Source organism: Amycolatopsis nivea, assembly GCF_004522235.1.
GTDB lineage: Bacteria > Actinomycetota > Actinomycetes > Mycobacteriales > Pseudonocardiaceae > Amycolatopsis > Amycolatopsis nivea.
The window spans coordinates 82,352-94,143 of record NZ_SDLT01000023.1; the positions used below are offsets into that span (position 1 = coordinate 82,352).

The following is an 11,792-nucleotide window of genomic DNA, read 5'->3' on the forward strand; positions in this document are numbered from 1 at the left end:
CCGCTCCGCTTGCCGCCTGCCTACGATCGGGCCACCGGCCGGTCGAAGGACATGGATTCGGCAAATCCGAAGGAGCATCAGCAATGTCGCTGCGCACCGTGATCAGCCCGAGCAGGTACGTCCAAGGAGCCGGCGCGATCCGGCGGCTCGGCGAATATCTCGCGCCGATCGGGGCGAGGCCGGTGGTCGTCGCCGACGATCTGGTGTGGGGAATGGTCGGCCACGACGTCGAGACGTCGTTGAAGAGCGCGGGCCTGCCGGTGCGGCGGGAGACGTTCCGCGGCCTCCCGAGCGCGGCGGAGGTCGATCGGATCGCTGGTGTCCTGCAAGAAACCGGTGCCGATGTGGCGGTCGCGGTGGGCGGCGGGAGCGCGATCGACACGGTGAAGGCCGCGGGCCACCTCGCCGGGATCCGCTGGGCGAACTGCCCGACGGTGGCCTCGACCGACGCCCCCTGCAGCGCGCTTTCGGTGATCTACACCGAAAACGGCGAATTCGAGGAGTACCGGTTCTTTCCGCGCAACCCCGACCTGGTGCTCGTCGACTCGCAGGTGGTGGCTAACGCGCCGGTCGAACTGCTCGCCGCCGGGGTCGGCGACGCACTGGCGACGTGGCTCGAAGCGCGCGCCACCGCCCAGTCGAACTCGACGACGATGGCGGGCGGGCTGCCCACGGTCACCGGCACCGCGCTAGCCAAACTCAGCTGGGAAGTGCTGTGGGACAACGCACTTCAGGCCGTCGACGCGGTACGCGATTCCCAAGTCACGCCGGCGGTGGAAAAAGTGATCGAAGCGAACACACTGCTGTCCGGCCTCGGCTTCGAATCCGGCGGACTCGCCGCGGCGCACGCCGTCCACAATGGACTGACGGCGGTCGCGGCCACCCACGGGCTCGCGCACGGCCAGAAGGTCAACATCGGATCGATCGCGCAACTCGTGCTGGAAGGCGCGCCGTCCGGCGAGGTCCGCGACTTCGTCGAGTTCACGACCCGGGTCGGACTGCCGACGACACTGACCGAAGTCGGCCTGCGCAGCGACGACCACGACAGCCTGCGCGCGGTCGCCGACGCCGCGACCGCCGAAGGCGAGACCATCCACGCTATGCCGTTCGAGGTGCACAGCCGCGACGTCGCGAGCGCGCTGGCCTCGATCGAACGCTTCGCGACCAGGGTCCGCCGCGAGGCGAAACTCCCCGACCCGGTGCCGTATCTGGCGCACGCCTGACGAAAACGCGACCGTCCGGGCAGCGGCGGAAACCCCTTGCCGCCGCCCGGGTATTCAACCCTGCCCGCCTGAAGCGGTTGCGGGACGGGCGAATGTCACTTCGGGTCAAGGAGGACCAGTGACCGACACACCACCTTTGCGCAGGCAGGGAGCCCTCGCACGGCTCCGCGGCGGCTACGGTGACCTGCTCGCCGAATTCTTCGGCACGTTCGTGCTCATCGCGCTCGGCGACGGCTGTGTCGCCATGGCGGTGGCCGGACTGCCCGGCTCGGGCCGTACCGCCGGCCCCACCGTGATCTTCCAGGGCACCGGCGACTGGATGCTGATCGTGTGGGGCTGGGCGTTCGCGGTCGCGTTCGCCGTCTTGCTCGCGGGCGGCGTCAGCGGCGCGCATCTCAATCCCGCGGTGACGTTCGCGATGGCGTTGCGGCGGCGGTTTCCGTGGCGGCGGGTTCCCGGCTATTGCGGCGCTCAGCTTTTCGGCGCGTTCGCCGGCGCTGCACTGGTTTTCGCGGTGTACCACCCGGCCATCCGCGCGTTCGAGGCGGCAGCCGGTGCCGACGGGAAGAACACGACGTTCACCATTTTCGCGACCGCGCCCGCGCGTTATTTCACCGATTGGCTCGGACCGCTGCTGGACCAAGTGGTCGGCACCGCCGTGCTCCTCGCGGTGGTGCTCGCGATCATCGACGGCCGGATCGCGGCGTCGACGCCGAAAATGGCTCCCTTGCTGATCGGCTTCACCGTCGCCGCGATCGGCCTCTCCTACGGCGCGAACGCGGGTTACGCGATCAACCCGGCCCGCGATCTCGGCCCGCGGCTCTTCGCATTCCTTGCCGGATGGGGCGACGCCGCACTGCCCGGCCCCGGCGGCTATCTGTGGATTCCGATCGTCGGACCGCTGATCGGCGGCGCCGTCGGAGTGCTGCTGTACGACTTCTTCATCGGCGATGTCCTGCACGCGCGCGATTCGCTCCCACTCGGGAAAAGCGTCTCAAAGTGAGACAACCGACGCGTTGAACGGCCCCGAAACGCCGCCTACATTTCTGCCGGATCCCAGCGAAGACAAAGGAGTTGTCGCATGAGCAAGAACATTCTCGTCACCGGTGCCGCCCGGGGCATCGGCAGGGGAATCGCACTGCGCCTCGCGGCGGACGGGCACGACGTCGCGGTCAACGACATCCCGGCCAACGCGGGCGAACTGGAAGCGGTAGCCAAGGAAATCCGCGCAGCCGGCCGCCGCTCCGCGACAGTCACCGCGGACGTGTCCGACCCGGCCGCGGTGACCGCGATGGTCGGGGAAACCGTGCAGGCGCTGGGTTCCCTGGACGTGATGGTCGCGAACGCGGGCATCGCGCAGGTCCTGCCGCTGCTGGAACTGACGCCGGAGGACTGGGACCGGATGATGGCGGTCAACGCCCGCGGCATGTTCCTGTGCTACCAGGCCGCCGCGAAACAGATGATCGAACAGGGCGGGGGAGGCAAGATCATCGGCGCCGCCTCGATCGTCGCGCACCGGCCGTTCGCGTTGCTGGGCCACTATTCCGCGTCGAAGTGGGCCGTCCGCGGGCTGACCCAGGCCGCGGCGATGGAATGGGCCAAGCACGGCATCACCGTCAACGCCTACTGCCCGGGCATCGTCGGCACCGCGATGTGGGACCTCATCGACGAGAAACTGGCCGAATCCGAAGGCCTGCGCAAGGGCCAGGCCATCGCGAAGTACTCCGACCTCATCCACCTGGGCCGGGTCTCCGTCCCGGAGGACGTGGCCAGCTACGTGTCCTACCTGGCGTCGCCCGATTCGGACTACATGACCGGCCAGTCCGTGATGATCGACGGCGGGATCCAGTTCTCCTGAACCGCGCCCTAAGCTCCGGGCACCGGCCCACGGCGCCCGGAGCTTGGGAGTGCTTGTGGCCAACGCCGCCATCATGCTCGTCGACCGCACCCCGCGCGAGTGTCCAAAAAGGAATCCCCGGTGACCTCCATCAGCCAGCCTGGCTCGCAGCACGCCGTTCGCGCAGCACGAACTTCTGGATCTTCCCCGTCGACGTCTTGGGCAGCTCCCCGAACGTCACGGACTTCGGGGCTTTGAAACGGGCCAGCCGTTGCCGGACGTGGTCGATGATCTCCTGCTCGGTCGCGGCGAGCCCGTCGAGGAGCGTGACATAAGCCGCGGGCACCTCGCCCCACCGCGGGTCGGGTACCGCGATCACGGCTGCCTCGCGGACGGCGGGGTGGTCCATGATCGCCTGCTCCACCTCGATCGACGCGATGTTCTCCCCGCCGGAGATGATGATGTCCTTCGCCCGGTCGCGCAGTTCCACGTAGCCGTCGGAGTGCACCACGCCGATGTCCCCGGTCCGGAACCAGCCGTCGGGCGCCGCCGCTGCGGTCGCGGCCGGATCGTCCAGGTAGCCGAGCATGACGTTGTTGCCGCGCAACACGATCTGCCCCGCGGTCTCGCCGTCGGCCGGGACGTCGTTCCCGTCCTCGTCGATCACCCGCGGGACGCACGAGATCATGTTCCCGACGCCCTGGCGCGCCATCAGCCGCACCCGGGTGCGCTCTTCGAGGGAGTCCCATTCCGGGCGCCGGTCGCAAATCATGGCGGGGCCGTAGGTTTCGGTCAGCCCGTACAGGTGCGTGAGGTCGAAGCCCAGGGACTCCATCCGCCGCAGGATGGCCGGCGACGGAGGCGCGCCGCCGGTCGCGATCCGGACGGTTCGCCCCGCAGGGAGGGCGGCCGCCTCCTCGGCGTACGCGATCATCGACAGCACGGTGGGAGCGCCGTTGAGGTGCGTCACGCCCTCCTCCCGGATCAGCCGCCACACCTGCGCGGGGTCGACTTTCGGCAGGCACACGTGCGTCGCGGCGGCCGCGGTCACCGCCCACGGGAAGCACCATCCGTTGCAGTGGAACATGGGCAAGGTCCACAGGTGCACGGCCGACGGCGTCAATCCCGTGTGGCCGACCATCGCCATGGACTGCAGGTAGGCCCCGCGATGGTGGTACATCACGCCTTTGGGCCGGCCGGTCGTTCCCGAGGTGTAGTTGATCGACAGCAGCGCCAATTCGTCGGACGGCGTATGCCGCACCGGTTCGGCCGCGGCCAGGAGCGCCTCGTAATCCTCCCCGGCGCGGATCCGTCGGGGAGGGGAGTCGAGCCGCGCGAGGGCGTCGTCGGCGAGGGCGTCGAACGACGGATCGTGGATCAGCACCGAAGCCCCGGAATGCTGGAGAATGTAGGCGATTTCCCGCGCGGAGAGCCGGGTGTTGACCGCCACCAGCGGCACTCCTGCCCACACCACGCCGAAGTGCGCTTCCAGCAGCACATGCGTGTTGGGCGCCAGCACCGCGACGGGTCGGGCCTCGCTCATTCCCGCCAGCGCACCGGCGAGGCGGGTGCACCGCTCGCGGAACTCGGTGTACGTCCAGCGCCGGTCCCCGTCGATCACCGCCGTCCGGTCGCCGTGCGCCGCGGCCGCACGATCGAGGAACGACGTCGGGGTCAGGGGTTCGAACGACAACGGCGGTGGCATCCGCGGTCCTTTCTGAAGATGGGCGGGCTACAGCTGGCGGAGCACTTTGTCGAGTGCGTCGGCGGTGGCGTCGATGTCGGCGGGGGTGTGGGCGGTGGAGAGGAAGACTTTTCCCGAGGGCATGAAGAGGAAGCCGTGGTGCAGCATGCCGTCGAGGATGTGGCTCCAGGGGCCACCGGTTCCGTGCAGGCCGGTGGCGCCGCCGTCGGGGACGTATTGCAGGAGCGAGCCGACCCGGTTGAGGCTGCCCCGGCCCGGTGCGGAGGCGAGCACGGCGCCGACGGTGTTCTGGAACTCCTCGGAGACGCGTTCCAGCGCGAGGTAGACCTCGGGGTCGGCGAGCACGCGCATGGTCGCCTCGACGGCGGCCAACGCGACGGGGTTGGCGTTGAACGTCCCGGCATGAACCACGCCGGACGTCACCTGATCGATCAGGTCGGCGCGGCCGACGACGGCGCTCTGGGTGAATCCTCCGGCGATGGCTTTGCCGAACACGGACAGGTCCGGGTGCACGCCGTATTTCTCGGCGGCACCGCCGCGGGCGATGCGGAATCCGGCGATCACTTCGTCGAAGACGAGGACGACGTCGTGCCGGTCGCACAGGGCGCGCAGCGCGGGCAGGAACTCCGCCGACGGGGCTTCGACGCCGCCGTTGCTCATGATCGGGTCGACGAGCACCGCCGCGATGTCGCGTTCCACTGCTTCGGCGAGCAGGCGTTCGGCCATGGCGATGTCGTTGAAGCGGGCGATGACGAGGTCGTCGAGGACGCTGGGCGTCTGGCCTTTGGACGCCGGTGCGGGGGCCCGGTCGGTGTCGGTGTCGGCGAGTCCGGCGTAGACGCTGTCGTGCCAGCCGTGGTAGCTGCGGGCGAATTTCACCACCCGCCGCCGACCCGTCGCCGCCCTCGCCAGGCGCAGGGCGATTTGGACGGCTTCGGTGCCGGTGTTGCTCCAGAGCAGTCGTTGCCCGTGCGGGACCGCGTCCAGGACGGCTTCCGCGGCCAGGTATTCCAGGGCGTGGCCGGTGCCGACGACCTGCATCCGGGTCGCGGCCGCGCAGGCTGCTTCGACGATGCGGGGGTCGCTGTGGCCGACCAGCATCGGTCCCCACGCCATGACGTAGTCGACGTAACGGTCGCCGTCGAGGTCCCACACGTGCGCACCGCGTGCTTCGCGGACATAGAGCGGATGCGGCCGCATCGCGAGGCGCAACCCCGACGCCACCCCGCCGCCGATGCTGCGCCGGGCCCGTTCAAAAGCCAGACGCGAACTTTCCAGTGCCATCAGGAAATCCCTCCTCGAGAGACCGAAGCAATCGCCGAGGTCGGCGTTGAAATGGATGGCGCCGTGGCCACAATTGCCGTTGGCCACGGCGCCTCGCTCACACTGCTCCCAAGGCGGCCCGTCGCCGTTGGGTCGCGTCATGGTCGACCCGGGGCGCGTGCCCTTCTCCGACGATGACCACGCCGTACACCTCCGCGGCGGCGTCGCGGGTGACGTAACCCTCGGCGACGTCGTGGAGTACCGCGTCGGCGTCGCGGGTACGCGGGTCGCCGAATCCGCCGCCGCCCGCGGTCGTGTTGAGCACGTACTGGCCCGGTTCGAGGGCGATCGCGCCGGTGCCCGGCAGGTCGGTGACCTCGCCGGTCGCGTGGCGGAGCGCGGCCGCGGCCGTGGCGCCGGGGCCGCCGCCGTGGATGCCGTTCGGCGGCGACTCGTGGGCGTCGAGCGTCCACACGACGTCGACCGGGTTTCCGCGTGCGGTGTAGGCCAGTTCCATCGCGTTGGCCCCGCGGTGCCTGCCAGGCCCGCCGGAGTCGGGGAGCAGCCGCACGTAGTCGAACTGGACCGGGTACTTCTGCTCGTTGATCTCGATCGAGTCCCGGTACAGCAGGCCGGCGCAGACCGGCAGGATCCAGGTCAGCCATCCGTCGCAGTCCCGCGAGGCGGGTCCGCCGTTGTTGGCGACGAACATCTGGTTCACGAACGGCATCCCGGTCCGCCAGTCGGTCCCGGAGATGACGCCCATGCCCGGTCCCATGCCGGTGCCGCCCTCGGCGACGCCGTGGCCGGTGCCCGCTTCGCCGAGGGCCGACTGGGCGAGGTTGACCAGCCGGTCCGCGACGTTCGTGGTGGCCATCGAGGCGGACGTCGGGTGCCGGGGGATCCCGACGACGCAGTTCTCGCGCAGGAGGACCTCGACGCGGCGGAAGGCCCCGGCGTTGTGCGGCACGGTCGGGTCGATGTTGTTGAACAGCCCGGCGATCGCCATGTTCGTCGCCGTCGAACGCGTCATGTTCAGGCCCGCCGGAACGCAGTCCGGGTTGTCGCGCAGGTCGATGCTGACCCGGCCCGCCTCGGCGTCGACCGTCAGGTCCACCTTGAGCGGGATCGGGGGCAGCGGCCCGACGCTGTCGTGCTGCCCGTGCCGCACGTAACGCCCGGACGGCAGCGCCGAAATCGCCGCGGTCATCCGGCGCTCGGAGTAGTCGAACCACTCGGCGACGAACTGCCGGATCAGCTCGAGGCCGTAGACGTCGACGAGTTCCTTGAGCCGGCGTTCGCCGGTCCGGGCCGCGCCCAGCGTCGCGAGATAGTCGCCGTACCACTGGTCGGGCACCCGGATCCGCCTGCGGCACATCTCGATGACGTCGGAAATGTCCTCGCGGTCGCGCTGGACCTGCACGCACGGGAAGTTGAGCGCGCCCTCCTCGTAGACGTCCTTGGCCATCGCGAAATAGGTCGTGGGCATGCTGTTGCCGATGTCGGCCTGGTGCGACTTGGCGACGGCGGTGAAGAGGTGCGTGTCGCCGACGAACACCGGCACCATGATCGTGTGGTCGGCGTGGTGCGAGCCGCCGACGTAAGGATCGTTGTCGAGGTAGGCGTCGCCGTCGCGGAGGTCGGGATGCCGGCGGCGCAGTTCGGCGGTCTGCAGATGCGCGCCGAAGATGTGCACCGGCAGGCCTTCGGCGGAGGCGAGCAGTTCGTCCTCGCCGGTGACGATCGAGCAGGAGAAGTCCCGCGCGACGGCGATGACCGAGGAGCGGCCGGCGCGCAGCAGCGTGCTGGTCATCTCGCGGACGATCGTGTCGAGCCGGTTGGCGATGACCGCCATCTGGGCGGGGTCGAGGGTCCCGGATGTCATGTCAGACCTCCACGAGGTAGTTGCCGGCGGACGTGACGTGCAGGCGGGCGCCCGGCGGCACGACGAGGGTGCTGGTCGGTTCCTCGACGATGAGCGGCCCCGCGAGGACGGTGCCGGGCGGTCGCGACCCTCCGGCGACGACAGTCGTGTCGTGCCAAGCGCCGTCGAAGTAGGCCGGTTTGACGCGGTCCGCGCCCGTGCGGACCGGTTCGAGCCCGTCCCGGCGCTCGGTGACCGCGGCGACCGCGCGGCTTCCGACGGGGGCGCGCAGCCGCGCCTTCCACGTCAGGCATTCCAACGGCGCACCGGGTTCCTTCACCGAGAAGACGCGCTCGTGAGCCTCGTCGAAGGCCTGCCGGAGCGCGGCCAGACCGTCGGCGTCGTCGATCTGCGCGCCGACTGGCACTTCCAGCTCCCACACCTGGTAGGCGTAGCGGGCCTCGACGAGGTGGTCGACGGTGATGCCGTCGACGCCGCGCTCGCGCAGTCCGGCGGCGAACTCGTCCGCGCGCTCGTCGAGTCCTTTGAGGACGCTGTTCACCGCTTCGAAGTCCCAGGACCTGGTGTCGGCGAACTGGCTGGCGGTGAACTCCGCGACGATGTCGGAGAACTGGCCGCCGGTCGCGCTGAGCGCTCCGGCCGATCGCGGCATCAGCACCGAGGAACAGCCGAGCGCGCGCACGATCGCCGCGATGCCCAGCCCCGCGGCACCGCCGCCCGCGACGACCAGCGCCCGCGCGGGATCGACGCCCTCGTTGATGGTGATGTCCTGGATCGCGCCGACCATGTGCTCGTTCGCGACGGTCAGGACCGACTCCGCGGTCTTCTCCCGGCTGAGCCCGAGCGTCGCGGCGAGCCCGTCGACCGCGGTGTTGGCGGCGTCGCGGTCGAGCGGCATGCGGCCGCCGAGGAATGTGTCCGGGTCGAGGTAGCCCAGGACGCAGGCGGCGTCGCTGACGGTCGGCTCGGTCCCGCCGCGGCCGTAGCAAGCCGGCCCGGGATCGGCGCCGGCGCTGCGCGGGCCGACACGCAGGAGCCCGCCGTTGTCGACCCACGCGATCGAGCCGCCGCCGGACCCGATCGAGCGGATGTCCACCGAGGCCGTTCCGGTCAGGTGCCCGAGATACTTCGGGCCGAGCCACGTTTCGTTGGTGAAGGTGACCGCGCCGGCCCGGACGAGCGAGACGTCGAAGCTCGTCCCGCCGGTGTCGCAGACGATCACGTCGCGGTTGTCGTTCTCGGCCCGGGCGAACGTCAGTCCGGCCACCGGGGCCATCGAGGGTCCGGAGCGGACCGTGTCGACCGGCCGGGCCGCGGCGTCGGGCAGGTGCAGCACGCCGCCGAACGAGGTCGCGACCATGAGTTCCCCGCGGAACCCGGCGGCGGCGAGATCCTCGGCGATGGCGGACAGGTGCGCGCTCATCATCGGTTTGAGGGAGGCGTCGATCGCGGCCGTCGAGGCTCGCCGGTACTCCCGGACGATCGGGTTGACCTCGTGCGAGAGCGTGTAGGGAATCCCGGGCAGCTCCTCGGAAATCAGCTCGCCGACGCGGCGTTCGTGCGCACCGTTGACGATCGCCCAGAGCAGGCAGACCGCGACGGCTTCGACGTCCTGCGCGCGCAGCCGGCGGAGGATGTCCCGGACCGCGTCCTCGTCCAGGCGTCGCACGACGTCGCCCTCGGAGTCGATGCGTTCCGGGATTTCGCTGGTGAGCGCGCGGGGCACGTAGGGCTCGGGATAGCGCACGCTGAGGTCGAATCCGTCGTGTTTCCCGCCCTCGCGCAGCACGAGGATGTCCGGGAAGCCCTCGGTGACCAGCAGCGCCGTGCGGGCGGTGCGGCCCTCGAGGATGGCGTTGGTCGAGCGAGTCGTGGAGTAGACGAACGTGGTCGTGTCCGCGAGCAGCTGCCCGGCGGTGATGCCCAGTTCGGCAGCGGCGACCTCGACTCCTCCGCGCACGCCGTCGAAAGCTCGCTCGCGGGTCGGTGCCTTGCCGATCGTGAGGCGGCCGTCGGCGTCGGTCACGACCACGTCGGTGAAGGTGCCGCCGGTGTCGACGGTGATCTTGTAGGGCACTGGTCCAGTCCTTTCAGCAGGGTTCGGAGCGGCCGGTCAGGCAGTGCGCGCGCCGGCGCGACGGGCGGCGCGGACGAAATCGGCGGATTCCGCGGCGCAGCCCGCGCAGATCGCGGCCAGACCGGCGGACGGGTCGCGGTCCATTTCGATGGCGGTGTAGGAGAGTTGGCAGGCGTGGCACCGGATCCGGGCGCCCCAGACGTCGTCGACCTCGTCGCGCGGGTCGTCGCCGCGAGGCAGCAAGGGCGACCGTCCGACCCGCGTCCCGACGGCGTACAGGAGCGCGGCGAGGACACAGGTGATCGCCGGTGCGAGGGTCGTGTACCAGGCGCCGGGGCGGCCGGATTCGGTCAGCACGATCCCGGTCAGCGAGGCGAGGATCCAGGCCGCGAGGCCGGGCAGCACGTTGCGGAGCCGGCCGGGACGGAACTCGGGGATGCCGTCGCGGTCCCCGCGGACCAGCCCGATGTGGGTGAGCGCGATGGCGACCCAGGCGGCGACGAACACTCCCTGCCACGCCAGTGCGGTCAGCAGATAGGACAGCACGTCGGTGAGCATGAAGGCGAAGACGATGACTCCGGCGATCACCGACCAGGCGATCCGGGGCCAGCGCAGCCGCAGCGCGCGTTCGCCGAACGCCTCCAGGTTGGTCGAGGCGACGTAGTAGTTCGCCGTGTTGATCCTGGTTTGGCTGACCAGGATGAACAGCAGGCCCGCGACCCCGAGGGTGCCGAGCACCGCGTCGATGACCCCGGTCTCCGAGGCCGCCTGCCCCGGCAGGACGGCGGTGGTCACGAAGATGCCGATGACGCCGTTGAGCACGAATGTGGCCAAGTAGTAAGGAATTCCGAAGGTGACCCGCGAGTGGAACCGCGCGTCTGAAGGGCGGCCAAGGCGGGCGTAGTCGACGGCGAACATCATCAGGACCCAGGTGCCCAGGTAGACCATGAAGGCGGTGACCCAGCCGGGAAGCGCGAGCCCGGCCGGCGTCGGCGTGGCTGCCAGACCGGACGCGAATCCGTGCTGGATGCCGGCGGCGAGCACCAGCGCGACGAGCCCGGCGAGATAGAGCGGGAGCAGCACGCCGTTGAGCCGGTCGAGCCAGCGCTGGACTCCGCCGATCACGAGAGGCACGGCGTAGAGGACCACGATCGCGTACCAGATGCGGATGTCGCTGGTCGGCGCGAACCACCGCTGCAGCGCGACCGCGATCACCGAGCCCTCGAAGACCGCGTAGTAGATCGCGGTGGCGCCGAGCAGGAGCGGAGCGAGGCCGCCGCCGAGATAACCGAACAGCCGTCGGGAAAGCAGGGCCACGGTGAGCCCGGAACGAATGGCGTAGCGGACCAGCACGGCTTGAACGAGCCCGAAGACCACCGAGGCGAGAACCATGCCGACGACGGCGTTCGTGCGGCCGACGGCTTGGTCCACCGAAACCGCTACGTAGAGCCAAAACATCGCGCTGAAAGTCGCGAGCCACGCCATCGACAGGGACGTCCGGCCTGCCCGGCCGGTCAGCGGCACGACGTGGGTGGCGTAGTCCTGGGTCGCGGCCTGCTTGACGACCGCGGGGTCGTCGGTGCGGGTGATGCGGAGCGGAGGTCTGACGGGGTGTTCGGTCTCCGGGAAGGAATCGGCAGTCATGGGGCAGTCCTCGGATGGCCATGGTCGTCCGCCGCGGGCGGGTGCGGCGGACACGACCGGATGGGCCGCCGTCGACTGGGCGGCGACGCTGCGAACCGGCGAATGCGGTTCCGGCGACCGGGCCGCTGGGGGTGGGCGGGCCGTCGATCGCCGCGGAC

Annotated in this window: 8 protein-coding genes; 3 read left to right on the forward strand and 5 right to left on the reverse strand. The window is 70.2% G+C overall.

All coding sequences use genetic code 11. The annotated features are described in order from the left end of the window. Positions 1-83: 83 nt before the first annotated feature. From EIZ44_RS25610 to EIZ44_RS25620, 3 genes are all read left to right on the forward strand, one after another. A complete protein-coding gene (locus tag EIZ44_RS25610) occupies positions 84-1,223 on the forward strand; it encodes a glycerol dehydrogenase (RefSeq protein ID WP_134731625.1) in 1,140 nt (379 codons plus the stop codon). 118 nt (positions 1,224-1,341) lie between these two features. Next, a complete protein-coding gene (locus EIZ44_RS25615) occupies positions 1,342-2,226 on the forward strand; it encodes an MIP/aquaporin family protein (protein ID WP_037814443.1) in 885 nt (294 codons plus the stop codon). A 78-nt stretch (positions 2,227-2,304) separates the two neighbouring features. After that, on the forward strand, positions 2,305-3,081 hold the full coding sequence (locus EIZ44_RS25620) for an acetoin reductase (protein ID WP_043827579.1): 777 nt from the start codon (positions 2,305-2,307) through the stop codon (positions 3,079-3,081). 130 nt (positions 3,082-3,211) lie between these two features. Here EIZ44_RS25620 and EIZ44_RS25625 read toward each other — a convergent pair whose 3' ends face one another. The 5 genes from EIZ44_RS25625 to EIZ44_RS25645 all read right to left on the reverse strand — a co-directional run bounded on the left by EIZ44_RS25625 (position 3,212) and on the right by EIZ44_RS25645 (position 11,634). Next, positions 3,212-4,765, reverse strand: a complete 1,554-nt coding sequence (locus EIZ44_RS25625; RefSeq protein ID WP_134731627.1) for an AMP-binding protein — start codon at positions 4,763-4,765, stop codon at positions 3,212-3,214. A gap of 27 nt (positions 4,766-4,792) precedes the next feature. Beyond that, a complete protein-coding gene (locus EIZ44_RS25630) occupies positions 4,793-6,049 on the reverse strand; it encodes an aspartate aminotransferase family protein (protein ID WP_134666050.1) in 1,257 nt (418 codons plus the stop codon). A gap of 97 nt (positions 6,050-6,146) precedes the next feature. Continuing rightward, entirely contained in the window at positions 6,147-7,913 is a 1,767-nt protein-coding gene (locus EIZ44_RS25635) for a hydantoinase B/oxoprolinase family protein (protein ID WP_134666052.1), read from the reverse strand. Between the two features lies 1 nt (position 7,914). After that, complete coding sequence (locus tag EIZ44_RS25640) at positions 7,915-9,990, reverse strand: hydantoinase/oxoprolinase family protein (RefSeq protein WP_134731629.1); 2,076 nt, start codon at positions 9,988-9,990, stop codon at positions 7,915-7,917. Positions 9,991-10,026: 36 nt separating this feature from the next. Beyond that, positions 10,027-11,634: a purine-cytosine permease family protein gene (locus EIZ44_RS25645; RefSeq protein ID WP_134731631.1), complete on the reverse strand. Its 1,608-nt coding sequence runs from the start codon at positions 11,632-11,634 to the stop codon at positions 10,027-10,029. Positions 11,635-11,792: the final 158 nt, after the last annotated feature.